Here is a 13,617-nt window from a genome sequence, read left to right as displayed (position 1 = left end):
CCGCCACCTCTTGCCGGGTGAGGCGAACGGATGGCAACGGCGGTCGTTCCGCCGACAGGCCGGTGAGCGGGGTCAGACCGTCTTGAGGAAACCGCCGTCGACGACGAACTCCGCGCCCGTGGTGCCGGCCGAACGCGGCGAGGCCAGCAGGACGACGGCGTCGGCGACCTCCTGCGGATCGATCATGCGGCCGATGGTCAGCCCCATCGTCTCCGGCACGACCGAGTCCATCACCGTGTCGCGGTCGGTGCCCGCCTGGGCGGCGAACATGTCGGCGACACCGCCCTCGTCCGTCCACCAGGCGGTGCGGACGGGGCCGGGAGAGACGGTGTTGACCCGGACGCCCCTGGCGGCGAACTCCTCCGACAGTGCTTGTCCCAGGTTGTTCAGCGCCGCCTTGGCCGCGCCGTAGTCCACGTTCATCGGCGACGGCTGCCGGGCGTTGCCGGAGGAGACGTTGACGATCGCGCCGCCGCCCCGTTCGATCAGGTGCGGGAGGGCGGCCCGCACGGCGCGGACCACTGCGAACAGGTTGAACTCGAACATCGCGAGCCACTGCCCGTCGTCGGCCTCCAGGAAGGAGGAGCGGGGCAGCCGTACGCCGGGCGGCGGGCCACCGGCGTTGTTGACCAGGACGTCCAGCCCGCCGAATTCCCGTACCGCCCGCTCCACCACCTGTCCCGGCGCATCGTGGTCCATCAGGTCGACCGGCACGTGGAGCAGGCTCGGCCCGGCGAGGGCGTCCAGTTCGGGGGTGGTCTTGCGCGAGGCCGCCACCACCCGGGCGCCTTCGGCCAGCAAAGTGCGGACGACGGCCAGCCCGATGCCCTTGGAGGCTCCGGTGACGACCGCGACCCGGCCGGAAAGCTGCAGATCCATCGACTGTTCCCTTCATTCCGAACGCCCCTCGCCGGGGCACGGCAGTGAAGGTATTCCGCTCGCCCGGTGCCGTTCCGGCGGCGATCGGACCGACATTTCCGGCGGAAACACGACCGCACCCTCCCGGACCACCACGGCGGAAACGGCGGACGCCCGGACACGCCCGCCGACCCCGGTGCGGACGGCGCGGTGGGGCCGGCATGGCGTGATCTGCAAGGTTCGTGTCATTGACGCCATGACGGCGCGGCGACCAGCATCGAAGGCATGCGACGGCGGGTGGTGTTCGTGGCCTTCGAGGGCTTCCAGATGACGGATCTGGCGGGCCCGGCCGACGTGTTCGCGACGGCGGACCTGCTGGTTCCGGACGGCGGGTACCGGACGGAGGTCGTCGCGGTGCGGGCCGGTGCCGTCGCGGCGCTGAACGGGATCCCGGTCCTGGCGGGCGGCGCGCTGCGCGAGGTGACCGGCCCGATCGACACGCTGATCGTGGTGGGCGGGCTGTCCGTCCCGGCGTGTCTGGACGATCGGGAGTTGGTCGGGCAGGTCGCCCGGCTGGCGGACACGGCCCGCCGGGTCGCCTCGGTGTGCAACGGGGCGTTCGTCCTGGCGGAGGCCGGGCTGCTGGACGGGCGGCGGGCCACCACGCACTGGCTGGTGGCCCGTGACCTGGCCGCCCTGTATCCCCGGGTCGAGGTGGACGCCGACCCGATCTACATCAGGGACGGGGACGTGTGGACCTCGGCCGGGGTGTCGGCCGGGGTGGATCTGGCGCTCGCCCTGGTCGCCGACGACCACGGCCACGCGCTGGCCCGGGACGTGGCCTGCGGGCTGGTCGTCTACCTGCACCGCCCCGGCGGGCAGAGCCAGTTCAGCACGGCGATGCGCGCCCTGGCGCCGCCCCGCGAGCCCTTCCGGGAACTGCAGGCGTTCATCGACGCACATCCGGCCGACGATCTGAGCGTGCCCGCGCTGGCCCGGCGGACCGGGATGAGCGAGCGGCACTTCTCCCGCGTGTTCACCGCGCAGACCGGCCTGCCGCCCGGCCGGTACGTCGAGCTCAGCCGGGCCGACGCCGCCCGGCGGCTGCTGGAGATCACCGACCATCCGCTGGAGCGGGTGGCCAGGGAGTGCGGGCTGGGCTCGCCCGAGACCCTCTATCGCGTCTTCCGCCGGCACTGGCGGATCTCACCCGGCGACTACCGCCGCCGGTTCCACCTCAAGGAGAGCTGAACATGCAGGTCGCCATCCCGCTCTACCCCCGCTTCACCGCCCTGGACGCGGTCGGCCCGTACACCGTGCTGGCGTTCGCGCCCGGCTGGACGGTCACGTTCGTGGCCGCCGAGCCGGGACCGGTCACCGACGACCGGGGCAGCCTCACCCTGACCGCCACGGCGGCCTACGCCGACCTGCCCCGCCCGGACGTGATCGTCGTCCCCGGCGGACCCGGCACTCTGGAGGCGCTGGAAGACCGGGCGCTGGTCGATTGGATCGCCCAGGCCCACGAGCACACCCGGTGGACGACCTCAGTGTGCAGCGGATCGTTCCTGCTGGGGGCCGCGGGCCTGCTGGAGGGGCTGAAGGCGACCACCTACTGGGCCCTGCTGGAACAGCTGGCGGAGATGGGCGCCGAACCTGTGAACGAGCGGTTCGTGGCCGAGGGCCGGATCGTCACCGCGGCCGGCGTGTCGGCGGGCATCGACATGGCCCTGGCACTGCTGGCGCTGGCCGCCGGTGAGCCCACCGCACGGGCCGTCCAGCTCGCCATCGAGTACGACCCGCGCCCCCCGTTCGACAGCGGCTCCGCCCTGACGGCCTCCGCCGACCTCACCGAACGCGCCCTGAAACTGCTCTCCTAAAGCCGCAGGCCCACCGGCCGTCCCAAGGGGCCGGACGGGCATCCCCGCCGGAAGCACGACGTCACGGCCCCGGACACGCCCCAATCCCTCCTGTGAACCCAAGCCGCGGGCTGCCTTTGTCCCGGCTGAGGTGGGCGATGGATAGCGGCCCGGCCCTGCGACGGATCGGACCAGGGTCTAGGTCCGTTCGGGGTGGGGTGAGCGGCGGCGCAGCAGCCTGGGGCGGACGCGGCCCAGGCCCTGGAGCGGGCGGGGACGCAGGGCGGAGATGTCGTAGCGGTCGTCGTCGGCGGCGAGCGCGGTGGCCAGTTCTCCGTCCACCAGCACCGCGCCCGGGTAGGCGATGGAGGTGAGCCGGGCGGCCAGGTTGACCGGGGTGCCGAAGAAGTCGCCCAGGCGCAGGATGACCTCCCCCTGGGCCAGGCCGACCCGCAGGCGGGGGAAGCCGGGGTCGGTCTCGTGCCGGCCGGCCAGCGTCAGCCCGATCTCGGCGGCGACGGCGGCGTCGTCGGCGACGAAGAAGACCTCGTCGCCCAGCGTCTTGACCAGTTGCCCGCCGAGGTCGGCGATGACCTCGGCGGCGGTCGCCTCGAAGCGTTCCACGAACTCGGCCAGCTCCTGGCCCTCCATCGCCCGGCTGAGCCGGGTGAAGGAGACCACGTCGGCGAAGCCGGCCGCCATCAGGGCGACCCCGCCGACCGGGTCGGCGGTCGCGGCGGCGGTGGTGGACAGCGAGCGCAGCCCGGCGGCGGCCAGCTGACGCCGCCAGCCGTGCAGCAGCAGCCGTTCGAAGCGGGGCCGCAGTTCCTCGGTGGCCGCCAGCGCGGCGAACACCAGCTCTTCGGTGACCGGCTCGTCGGCGGGCAGTTCCTCGCCCAGCCGGCGTAGCCAGGTGCCGCCGAGCCACCCGGCCAGCCGGCCCATGGTCTGCCCGACCCCGCGGGCCAGCTGCAGCACCATCTCCTCGTCGACCAGGTCGGTGTCCAGCAGCTCGCGGATCTCGCGCAGTGCGGCGACGTCGGCGTCGGTGAAGGCGACCTCGTCGGTGGCGGGGGTGGGGAAGCCCAGCGCCCGCCAGATCCGCAGGCCGTAGTCCTGCCGGATGCCCGATAGCGCCTCGACCTCCGCGCGGGTGTGGCGCAGGGGCCCGCCCAGCAGCTTCTCCTCGATCTGCCGCTCATCCGGCGGGGCACCAGTCATGGCCGGCCTTTCCCAGAAACCGTGTCATCGATCGATGTCACAATAGTCGAGCGTAAGATCGGAGCGGTCAAGGAGAGGCGATCCGCGTCATGGCCGACTACCGCATCGACGAGCTGGCCCACGAAGCCGGCACCACCGTCCGCAACATCCGCGCCTACCAGGACCGCGGGTTGTTGCCGCCGCCCCGGCTGGAGGGCCGGGTCGGCTACTACGACGACTCCCACCTGGCCCGGCTCCGGCTGATCGGCCAGTTGCTGGCCCGCGGCTACACCTTCGCCATCATCAAGGAACTGCTGCTGGCCTGGGAGCACGGCAAGGACGTCAGCGAGGTCCTCGGCCTGGAGAAGGTGCTCACCGACCCCTGGTCCGACGAGATCCCCGGCCAGATCAAGGCCGAGGAACTGGTGGACGTCTTCGGCGCCGGCCTGTCCGACGCCGAGGTCGGCGCGTTCCTGGAACGGGCGGTGACGCTGGGCCTGATCGAGCCGGAGGGCGACCACTACCGGGTGCCCAGCCCCCGGCTGCTGCACGTGGGCGGCGAACTGGTCGCCGCCGGGATCCCGCTGGAGGCGGTGCTGGACATCGCCGAGCAGATCCGCGACGACTGCGAGGTGATCGCCGGGCGGTTCGTCGGCCTGGTCAACGAGCACGTCTTCGACCGGCTCGGCGCCGACCCGGCGCCCGGCGGCGAGGAGCCGGCCCAGCTCGCCGCGATCGTACGGCGGATGCGCCCGCTGGTGAAGATGGTGGTGGAGCCGTTCATCGCCCGCGCCATGGAGACCCAGACCCAGGAGGCGCTGGGCGCGCGGCTGGAGCTGATCCGCGACCACCTGCCCGCCGAGGCCGAGAGCACCTCCTGAGCCCGGCCCGCCGCGCCGTCACCGCAGCCCGGCTCGGCCCGTGGCACCGTCACAGCAGCGACAGGTGCCACCGCACGTCGATCTCGTGCCGCTCGCCCTGCCGGTCGGTCACGGTGATCATGGCTTCCCCCGGCAGGTTGATCAGCGACCGGTCCTTGAGCAGGACGTGCAGGTCGGTGGAGGCGCCGGCCTCCAACGTGCCGTCGCTGGCCGACAGGCTCAGCTTGTCGCTGGTGGTCACCGCGCTCCAGGCCACCGGCCCGTCCTGGGCGGTGAGCGTGATGACCGCGCCGTTCCGGCCGACCGTCACCTCGGCGGGGCCCACGGCCAGCTCCCCGGCCTGCGGCGGCAGCGGCGGCTGCTGCGGCGACTGGGGATCCTCGGGTTTCTGCGGGTCCTCAGGGTCCGGCGGCGGCTGCGGGGCCCTGGGCGTGCGGCCGTCCCGATCCGGGGGCGTGTCCTCCGGGTGCGGGACCTGCGGGGTCTGCCCGCCGGGTGAGGGCGGGACCTGCGGGCTCCCGTCCGGCCCCTGAGCCATCGGCCGGTCGCCGAGCCGCCCGTCGGACGCCCCCTGCCGCACGTCCCCGATGGACGGCTGCGGGCGCGGGTCGAACGGGAACCTGATGTCGGAGCTGACCGGGTTCATCAGCAGGATCGCCACCAGCGTGGTGACCAGCGCGCCGGCCGCCCCGCCGCCGACGAACAGCCAGCGGCGGGTGTACTGGGACGGCACGTCGGGCTGGCGGGGCAGCCCCTCGGGGGTCAGGGTGCCGCCGCGCGCCGCGATGTCGGTCCGGTGGCCGGCCAGCTCGGGGTCGGTGGCGGTGTGCACCACCCGGTGCCGCAGTGCGGCGGGCAGCACCGGCGCCGGCGCCAGCACCAGCAGCGCCGCGACGGTCACCCGGTCGCGTCGTCCGCACTCCGCGCAGTCGTCCAGGTGGCGGTCCAGCGCCGGGTCGGAGCTCGGGCACGGGGCGCCCGCGGCCCTGCGGCGGCGGCCCCGGGCCGTCCTGCCGTGCCGCCCGGCCGCCCGCCGCCGGGTCTCAGGGCCGTCCACCGCGCTGCCGGCGCCGACCACCAGCCCGCCGGACGTGCGTCCCCCCGCGTGAGCGGCGTCCTTAGCGTCCTCGGCTCCCTCGGCGTCCTCGGCGCCCTTGGTCCCCTCCGGCGGCGCGTCCCCGCCCGCGGACGCGCCGTTCCTCGTCAGGCGGCGTCCGCCCGGCACCGGAGCCACGCGCACGTCCGAGGGCGATGACGTGCCGCCCGCCCGCGCCCCGACGCTGGATTCCAGCTCCGCGGTACGATCGGCCAGCTCGACGGGGGCCTCGGCCGGGTGCAGCGCCGGCACCGGCGCCCGCCCCGCCTGGCAGCGCCGCGACATCGAGCGCAGCTCCGCGGTGACCGCGGCCTCCGCGCGGGCCCGCGCCTGCGCCACCAGCGCGGTGACCCGCCGCGCCGGCTGCCCGAGGACGACGGAGGTCTCGGCGGCCCGCAGGCCGTGCCGCAGGGTCAGCAGCAGCACCTCCTGGTCGGCGAAGTCCAGCCGGCCCAGCGCCGACTCCACCAGTTCCCGCAGCTCGCCGGGCGTCACCCCGGCGTCGGTGCCGAACACCTCCTGCATCCACGCCGACCCGCTGGCCCAGTTCCACGACAGGCCCCGGGTGCGCCCCCGCTGCATGCAGCGGCGCCGGGCGGCGCCGTACAGCCAGGCGCGTAGTTGCGTGCGGTCGCGCATCCGGGGGGCGCGGCGCTGGGCGTCGATGAACGTGTCGTGGACGAGGTCGGCCGCCGCCTTCGGCTCGGCCGCCATGGACAGGCAGTAGTCGTAGAGCTGCTCGCCGTAAGTGTCGTAGAGCGCGCCCAGAGACTCCTCGTTCTCCTCGTTCAGCCCCTGGACGAACCGGCGGTCGGCGTCCGGGGTCTGCGAAGTCCATCGGGGCATGTGCTCACTCCCGCCACAGCGGTGAGGGGGCTCCCGTCGGGTGCGGAGCCGCGACAACAGTACGGGACCACTTGCTTACACCACTTCCGCAGCATGCACCACAAGATCACCAATATGCGTCCCATAGCGTGACGGGGTGCGCCGAACCCGTCATGACGACGGGCTCGGCGGCCTGGATCAGTCCACGCGGACGACCTCCATCTCCCCGTCGGCGTAGCGCTGCCGGAGCGTGCGCTTGCTGAACTTGCCGACCGAGGTCTTGGGGATCTCCGCGACGAAGGCCCAGCGTTCCGGCAACTGCCAGCGGGCCACCCGCTCTGCCAGGAACTTCTTCAGCTCGGCGGCGCTCACCCGAGCGCCGTCGCGCACCACCACCGACGCCAGCGGGCGCTCGGCCCAGCGCTCGTCGGGCACCCCGACGACGGCGGCCTCGATCACGTCGGGATGGGCCATCAGATGGTTCTCCAGTTCCACCGAGGAGATCCACTCGCCGCCGGACTTGATGACGTCCTTGGCGCGGTCGGTGAGCACCATGTAGCCGTCCGGTGAGACGGTGCCGACGTCGCCCGTGCGGAGCCAGCCGTCGTGGAACCGGCCGGGGTCCTCGTCGCGGTGGTAGGCGCCGGTGACCCACGGCCCGCGCACCTGGATCTCGCCGACGGACCGGCCGTCCTTGGGCAGCACCACGTCCCCATCGCCGACCACCCGGACCTCCACCCCGGCCAGCGCGCGGCCCTGCGTCGCCCGGTAGCGCCAGTGCTCGTCACCGGCGGCCCCGGCGGGCGGGTGGGCGATCGTGGCCAGCGGCGAGGTCTCGGTCATCCCCCACGCCTGCACGATCCGGACGCCGATCTCCTCGAAGGCGCGCATCAGCGCCTCGGGCACCGCGGACCCGCCGCACGTCACCATCCGCAGCGAGGTCAGGTCGGCGCCGTGCTCGCGGACGTGCCGCAGCACGTCGCCCCAGATGGTGGGCACCGCGCCGGAGACCGTCGGGCGTTCGTCCTCGATCATCCGGCACAGCGGCTCGGCCTGCAGGAACCTGTCGGGCATGAGCAGCGACGCCCCCGCCATGACCGCCGCGTAGGGGAACCCCCAGGCGTTGGCGTGGAACATCGGCACGATGGGCAGCACCTTGTCGGCGGCGCTCAGGCCCACCGCGTTGCCGGTGCAGACCGACATGGAGTGCAGGTAGGCCGACCGGTGGGAGTACACCACGCCCTTGGGGTTGCCGGTCGTCCCGCTGGTGTAGCACATCGCGGCGGCCGACCGTTCGTCCAGGTCGGGCCAGTCGAAACCGTCGCCGGGCTGGGCGGCCAGCAGTTCCTCGTAGTCGTGCAGCTCCTTGCCCGCGCCCTCCAGCGGCGTACGGTCCCCCTCGCCGGTGACGATGACGTGCCGGACGGTCTTCATGTCCGCCAGCACGCCCGCCAGCAGGGGGACGAGCCGGCCGTCCACGATGACGACCCGGTCCTCGGCATGGTCGGCGATGTAGGTGAGCTGCTCGGGGAAGAGCCTCAGGTTGAGCGTGTGAAGGACCGCGCCCATGGACGGCACGGCGAAGTACGCCTCCAGGTGCTCGGCGTTGTTCCACATGAACGTGGCGACGCGTTGGTCGGCGTCGACACCGAGCCCGCGCAGCGCCGCCGCCAGCCGTGCGGCGCGGACTCCCAGCTCGGCGTACGACCTGCGACGTGTGCCTTCACCGGTGTAGGTGACGACCTCGCCGTCGCCGAACACGTCGGTGCCATGCCGCAGGATCGAGGTGATGGTCAGGGGGCCGTCCTGCATCGTGCTCCACACTGGGCGCCTCCGGTGGGGGGTGATCTCGAACAGGCTCAGTTGGAGTTGCCGATCGAATTGTCGAACGGTGCGGCGCAAATGTCAGCAGTCGCACGGGGCCGGGCTCACTGGTTGCGGTCGGTGGTGTCGATCACCTCGGGGGAGGCGGTGAAGTCGTTTCCCAGGTCGGTGTCGTCGCGGAGCTTGGCCATCGCCCGGGAGACGGTGCTCTTCACCGTTCCCACGCTCACCCCGAGCACCTCGGCGATCTCCGCCTCGGACATGTCCTCGTAGTAGCGCAGCATCACCGCCAGCCGCTGCCGCTTGGGCAGCCGGTCCAGCGCGCGGGAGAGGGCGTCGCGCATCTCGCTGCGCCGGGTGTGGTCGTCCACGGGCTGGTCGGGCAGCACGTCGGTGGGGTAGATGTCCAGCTTGCGCCGCCGCCACCAGGAGATCTGCGTGTTGACCATGGCACGCCGGACGTAGCCGTCCACCGCCGAGCGGTCGTTGATGCGATCCCAGGCCAGGTAGGTCTTGGCCAGCGCCACCTGGAGCAGGTCCTCGGCCTCGGTGCGGTCGCCGGTGAGCTGCATGGCGGACCGCAGCAGCACCGGCCCCCGGGCGGAGACGTACTGGCGGAACTCCTCGTGCCTCGCCGCCCTGCTCACCTGATCACCGACCCCAGGGGATTGTGCGGAGCCTTGGTCCCGGTCCGCCGGGCGCGCCGTGACCCGTCGCGCCGGTCGGTGCGGACCGGAGCACTCACATGCCGTCGTCTCGACCCTCGCACGAAGATCGTAATTCCGGATCAACAAAAAGGGCATATTCGGGTCAACCCGGAGAGGAATCCTCTACCCCGGTGCGGAGAACCTCATCCTGACGACCGATCCAATCCGACATATCCGTCGACATTCGGGCGGTGAACGGCCAGCCTTGACCAGCGTCCTTACCGCACCGCCGTCAAACGATCATTCCGGGAGCGCTGATGTCCCAGCATGACGGAGACCGGCGGCGGCTGCGCGGCCGGGCGGTCCTCGGCGCTCCGCTCGCCGCGGAGACCGGCCCCGCGGCGTCGACCCGTACCGGGCCGCCCGCGCGGGAGGAGGCCCGGGTCCGCCCCGGCACGGCCACTGAACACGGGGGCGCCGTGCCGGGGCCGCACGCCGTGTGCGGGGCCATCGTGGACGCCAGCCCCCACCTGCTGATCCTGGACACCGGAGACGCCGAGCCGGTGCGGCTGCCGCTGGCCCCTTCCACCTCGATCTGGTACGGCGGCAGGTCCGGGCTGCACGTACTGGTCCCCGGACGGGAGGCGATCGTACGGCCGAGTGCGGACGGGCCCGGGGCCGACCGTGTCTGGGTCGACATCATGCGCGTCACCGGGACGATCCTGTCCTACGACGGCCGGCTGGTGGAGGTGGACGGAGGGCCCCACCGCGGCCGGACCCACGTGAGCATCTCCACCGGAGCCCTGGGCCGGGTCCTCGTACGGCATCCCCACCTGGAGCCCGGCTACCTGATGGACGTCATCTGCGTACGCTCCCCGGACGGCCCGCGCGCCGTACGCCCCGGCACCTCCCAGCCCGGCCACCGCGCCAACCGCCTCACCCCACCAGCCGCCGGCACACCCCCGTCCACGACCGTACGAGGCACCGCCACCTGGTTCGGCGACCTACGCTCACCGGCCCCCCACCCCGGACCGCACCCCGGCGCACCCGGCCGCGGTACGTCCGGCTCCGGGTGGCAAGGCTCCTCTTCACACGATGCCGCACCACCCGGCCGCAGCGCGTCCGGCTCTCAGCGGCAAGACCCTGCTCCGCACAGTGCCAGGCCGTCCGGACCTGACGGCCTTATGGCGGGTATCGGCGGTGCGTTGCGGGGGGCGGCCTATCCAGCGGTCGATCCGGAAGGAGATGCCGGTGGCTGTGTGGACGCTCCCCAGGGATGCGCCCCGCTGCCCTACCTGTCGTACGGCAGTGAGCTGATCGTCCGCAACGAGTGCAACGGCCGTGCCGCCCGGGTGCCGGTGATCGAGTGCGGCTGCGTCGCCGCCCGCTACTGCGACCGGTGCGTGGAGTGCGGGACGTCCCCGCGCGGCCGAATCGTCGAGCTGACCCCGGCCTGCTTCGCCGATCTCGGCGGCGACCTGGACGCCGGCTGCTTCAACGTCACGCTCGATCTGGCCGCCACCGCCGTGGTGCGGAGCCCCGCCGTGGAGGGTCCGCCATGATCGATCCGGCCGTCGACGCCCAGGTGCTCCTGCTGGCCATGGTGCTGGCCGGGGCCGGTCTGGCCAAGCTGCTGGTCCGTGAGCCCGTGCCGGTCCGTCCCCCGCCGGTGCACGGTGTCCCGGAGCCTCCCGCCGCCACCGGGTGGGCGGTCACGCTGCGGCGCAGCCGTCCGGTGGCCGCGGGGCTCGGGCTGGCCGAGGTGACGTTGGGCGCCGGGCTGATGCTGTGCCCGTACCCGGCGGTACGGGCGGCGGCCGCCACCCTGCTGGCGGCGGCCACCTGGGTCGTCGCCGAGCTGAGGCAACGCACCCCCGACGCCGGGTGCGGCTGCTTCGGCGGGCTGAGCGACGAACGCGTCGGGCTGCGCGACATCGCCCGGACGGCCCTGCTGGCCGCCGCCGCCTTCGCGACGCTGGGCGCCACGGACACCGGAGTCCAGATCGCGCGGACCGGCCCGTGGCAGGTGTGGGCACTGTGCGGCCTGGAACTGGCGCTGCTGGCCGCCCTGTCCCCCGAACCTGCCGCACTGCTGCGACGCCGGCAGCGCCCCACGGTGCCGTGCGAACGCCGCCGCAGCCCACTGACCGAGACGTACGCGACCCTACGGCGCAGCGACCCTTGGCGGCGACACCGCCACATGCTCGACGGCGGCGACCCACTCGACGTCTGGCGCGAGGGCTGCTGGCGCTTCCTGGCCTACTCCGCCCACCAGAACGGCCACCAGGTCGAGGTCGTGTTCGCGGTCTCCACCGCCCACCGCAACCGCACCGTCCGCGCCGCCGTACTCCCCACCGAGCCACCGATACACCCAAACGCCACCCACGCCGAGTCGCCCGCCATCGAGGACACCGAGGAATCCGGCCCGCACTACATCATGTCCGGCTGACCATCGCGGCGACCTCCACCACAACCGCACCATCCGCACCGCCACGCCCCGACCGAGCCACCGGCACACCCGAACGCCACCAACGCCGACGCCAAGGCACCCGTCACCGCTAGGGGTCACTGCTTCCGGCCGAACCGCCGACACGCCCGAACGCCACCGGCACCGGGGCACCCGTCACCGAGGAGCCCGGCCCGTACTACGTCATGTCCGGCTGACCGTCGTGACGGTCTCCGCCCACCGCGACCGCACCGTCCGCGCCGCCGTGCTTCCGGCTGAGCCGCCGGTACGCCCGAACGCCACCGGCATCGGGGCCGAGGCCGGGTGTCCGTCATCGTCAGGGGTCATTGCCACAGCGGGCCTCGGCCCGGTGCGTCCAGGCCCGCGCCGGCCCACTCCAGGAGGATGGCGCACGGGCTCCGGTCGATGCGGCGGGCGGTCAGCCGGACCGTGCCCGGCCGATCCTTGATCTTGAAGCGGTTCAGGGATGCGCTGCGGACCCTCCGCTTGTCGAAGGTCACGACACCGCCGGCGATCCGGGTCCGGTCGGTGGAGATGGCCCATTCGACCTGCCCCTGGCACTTCTCCGGCGGCATTACGTCCGACCTGCGCCGTCCCAGGTAGCCGTCGAGGCCGACGACCCGGGACCCGGGGGGCACCCGCCAGGTCGTGTCGATGCGGCCGCCCGCCGGGATGCGCCAGGAGAGCGTCTGGTCCGGCCAGTCGTCTTTCGCGGTGGCCGGCCGGGTGCCCGTGGCGTAGACGAGCCGGATGTCCGTGCCGGTGTAGCCGACGCCGATGACGATGACGATGATGACGAGGACGACCCCGGCCACGCCGCCCAGACCGATCGCGGTCCCGGCCGAGTTGTCTCCGCCGTCCGATGTCGCGGACGGTGCCGGGGTCGGGCTTCGCGCAGGTTCCCCGGCGTCGGCGTCGGCGTCGGCGTTGCCGTTGGAGGAGGGGGGTTCGGCGTCCCGTTCCGTGACGTCCGGCACGGTCGGCCGGTCCGGTGGGTCGGGGACGGTGGCCTTGTCGTGGCCGTTCGGGCCGGTGCCCGGGGCGAGGTGGACGGCGGCGGGCTCCGGTGCGGTGAGGCGGGTGAGGATCTCGTCCACGGTGGGGCGGTCGGCCGGGTCCTTGGCCAGGCAGCCGTCGATCAGGTCCCGCAGGTCACCGGCGATCTCACCGAGGTCGGGCGCCCCGGCGATGACCCGCTGCGCGATCGCCGGGACGGTGGCCGCGTCGAACGGGCTGCGGCCGGTGGCGGCGAAGACCAGCAGGGACCCCAGGGAGAACACGTCCGAGGCGGGACCGGCGGGCTGCCCGTGCACCTGTTCCGGGGACATGTAGGCGACGGTGCCCAGCAGGCCGCCGATCTCGGTCATCGCGCTGGCGTCCAGTGCGCGGGCGACCCCGAAGTCGATGATCCGGGGCCCGTCGGCGGCCATGATCACGTTCGCCGGGGTGAGGTCGCGGTGCACCAGGTCATGGGTGTGGATGGCGGCCAGCCCCTCGGCGAGCCCGGCGCCCAGCGCGCGGACCTCCCGTGAAGAGAGCGGGCCGTGCTCACGGACCCTTGCGCGCAGGGACGGGCCGGGGATGTAGGCGGTGGCCATCCAGGGTTGCGGGGCCTCAGGGTCGGCGTCGACGACCGGCGCGGTGTAGAAGCCGCTGACGCGCTGGGCGGCCCTGATCTCCCGGGCGAACCGGGCGCGGAACCGCCGTTCCCCGGCGTGCTGGGGATGGATGAGCTTCACCGCCACCGGCCGGCCGCTGCGGGAGCGGCCGTAGAACACCTGCCCCATCCCGCCCGCGCCCAGCCGGCCCAGCAACTCGTAATCGCCGACCCGGCTCGGATCACCCGGTAGGAGAGGATCCATCCTGTGCGCCCCCCGTCGAACACCACCGGTGGTGGACCGTTGCGCCTTTCGGCGTTCCGGCCAAATCCTGTCAGGAGAAAAGACCGGGTGTACGACGAATA

Annotated in this window: 11 protein-coding genes; 5 read left to right on the top strand and 6 right to left on the bottom strand. The window is 73.3% G+C overall.

Annotated features, from left to right (window positions below):
- Positions 1-72 precede the first annotated feature (72 nt).
- Positions 73-879, bottom strand: coding sequence for an SDR family NAD(P)-dependent oxidoreductase (locus C4U03_RS24315; RefSeq protein ID WP_103940362.1), 807 nt, complete (start codon positions 877-879; stop codon positions 73-75).
- 264 nt (positions 880-1,143) lie between these two features.
- Here C4U03_RS24315 and C4U03_RS24310 point away from each other — a divergent pair, with 264 nt between their 5' ends.
- Positions 1,144-2,109 carry a GlxA family transcriptional regulator gene (locus tag C4U03_RS24310; RefSeq protein WP_103940360.1) on the top strand — a complete coding sequence of 322 codons (966 nt, stop codon included), beginning with the start codon at positions 1,144-1,146 and terminating at the stop codon, positions 2,107-2,109.
- Between the two features lie 2 nt (positions 2,110-2,111).
- The gene (locus tag C4U03_RS24305) at positions 2,112-2,735 is read left to right on the top strand and encodes a DJ-1/PfpI family protein (RefSeq protein ID WP_103940358.1); all 624 of its coding nucleotides are present in this window, start codon (positions 2,112-2,114) and stop codon (positions 2,733-2,735) included.
- 177 nt (positions 2,736-2,912) lie between these two features.
- On the opposite strand, the gene C4U03_RS24300 is transcribed toward C4U03_RS24305, so the two are convergent.
- Entirely contained in the window at positions 2,913-3,935 is a 1,023-nt protein-coding gene (locus C4U03_RS24300; protein WP_103940356.1) for an adenylate/guanylate cyclase domain-containing protein, read from the bottom strand.
- Between the two features lie 89 nt (positions 3,936-4,024).
- Here C4U03_RS24300 and C4U03_RS24295 point away from each other — a divergent pair, with 89 nt between their 5' ends.
- The gene (locus tag C4U03_RS24295; protein ID WP_103940354.1) at positions 4,025-4,795 is read left to right on the top strand and encodes a MerR family transcriptional regulator; all 771 of its coding nucleotides are present in this window, start codon (positions 4,025-4,027) and stop codon (positions 4,793-4,795) included.
- A gap of 49 nt (positions 4,796-4,844) precedes the next feature.
- On the opposite strand, the gene C4U03_RS24290 is transcribed toward C4U03_RS24295, so the two are convergent.
- From C4U03_RS24290 to C4U03_RS24280, 3 genes are all read right to left on the bottom strand, one after another.
- Entirely contained in the window at positions 4,845-6,737 is a 1,893-nt protein-coding gene (locus C4U03_RS24290; RefSeq protein WP_103940352.1) for a sigma factor, read from the bottom strand.
- Between the two features lie 177 nt (positions 6,738-6,914).
- Entirely contained in the window at positions 6,915-8,528 is a 1,614-nt protein-coding gene (locus C4U03_RS24285; protein WP_235018086.1) for a long-chain fatty acid--CoA ligase, read from the bottom strand.
- A gap of 116 nt (positions 8,529-8,644) precedes the next feature.
- Positions 8,645-9,187, bottom strand: a complete 543-nt coding sequence (locus C4U03_RS24280) for a SigE family RNA polymerase sigma factor (protein WP_103940349.1) — start codon at positions 9,185-9,187, stop codon at positions 8,645-8,647.
- Positions 9,188-9,504: 317 nt separating this feature from the next.
- Between C4U03_RS24280 and C4U03_RS42005 the strand changes: the two genes are divergently transcribed.
- Both C4U03_RS42005 and C4U03_RS24265 read left to right on the top strand, forming a co-directional pair.
- Complete coding sequence (locus C4U03_RS42005; RefSeq protein ID WP_235018085.1) at positions 9,505-10,749, top strand: hypothetical protein; 1,245 nt, start codon at positions 9,505-9,507, stop codon at positions 10,747-10,749.
- The gene (locus tag C4U03_RS24265) at positions 10,746-11,636 is read left to right on the top strand and encodes a MauE/DoxX family redox-associated membrane protein (protein ID WP_146087500.1); all 891 of its coding nucleotides are present in this window, start codon (positions 10,746-10,748) and stop codon (positions 11,634-11,636) included. The genes C4U03_RS42005 and C4U03_RS24265 overlap by 4 nt, the downstream gene beginning before the upstream one ends.
- A gap of 341 nt (positions 11,637-11,977) precedes the next feature.
- Here the strand turns inward: C4U03_RS24265 and C4U03_RS24260 are convergent, their stop codons facing one another.
- Positions 11,978-13,516, bottom strand: a complete 1,539-nt coding sequence (locus C4U03_RS24260; protein ID WP_103940347.1) for a serine/threonine-protein kinase — start codon at positions 13,514-13,516, stop codon at positions 11,978-11,980.
- Positions 13,517-13,617 lie beyond the last annotated feature (101 nt).

The sequence above is a fragment of the Thermomonospora echinospora genome (genome assembly GCF_900108175.1).
Taxonomy (GTDB): Bacteria; Actinomycetota; Actinomycetes; order Streptosporangiales; family Streptosporangiaceae; genus Thermomonospora; species Thermomonospora echinospora.
This window is presented reverse-complemented; position numbering and strand designations above follow the sequence as displayed.

Coding starts and splice junctions, on each gene's coding strand:
- C4U03_RS24315 (WP_103940362.1), bottom strand. CDS start 879: ATGGATCTGCAGCTTTCCGGCCGGGTCGCGGTCGTCACCGGAGCCTCC.
- C4U03_RS24310 (WP_103940360.1), top strand. CDS start 1,144: ATGCGACGGCGGGTGGTGTTCGTGGCCTTCGAGGGCTTCCAGATGACG.
- C4U03_RS24305 (WP_103940358.1), top strand. CDS start 2,112: ATGCAGGTCGCCATCCCGCTCTACCCCCGCTTCACCGCCCTGGACGCG.
- C4U03_RS24300 (WP_103940356.1), bottom strand. CDS start 3,935: ATGACTGGTGCCCCGCCGGATGAGCGGCAGATCGAGGAGAAGCTGCTG.
- C4U03_RS24295 (WP_103940354.1), top strand. CDS start 4,025: ATGGCCGACTACCGCATCGACGAGCTGGCCCACGAAGCCGGCACCACC.
- C4U03_RS24290 (WP_103940352.1), bottom strand. CDS start 6,737: ATGCCCCGATGGACTTCGCAGACCCCGGACGCCGACCGCCGGTTCGTC.
- C4U03_RS24285 (WP_235018086.1), bottom strand. CDS start 8,528: ATGCAGGACGGCCCCCTGACCATCACCTCGATCCTGCGGCATGGCACC.
- C4U03_RS42005 (WP_235018085.1), top strand. CDS start 9,505: ATGTCCCAGCATGACGGAGACCGGCGGCGGCTGCGCGGCCGGGCGGTC.
- C4U03_RS24265 (WP_146087500.1), top strand. CDS start 10,746: ATGATCGATCCGGCCGTCGACGCCCAGGTGCTCCTGCTGGCCATGGTG.
- C4U03_RS24260 (WP_103940347.1), bottom strand. CDS start 13,516: ATGGATCCTCTCCTACCGGGTGATCCGAGCCGGGTCGGCGATTACGAG.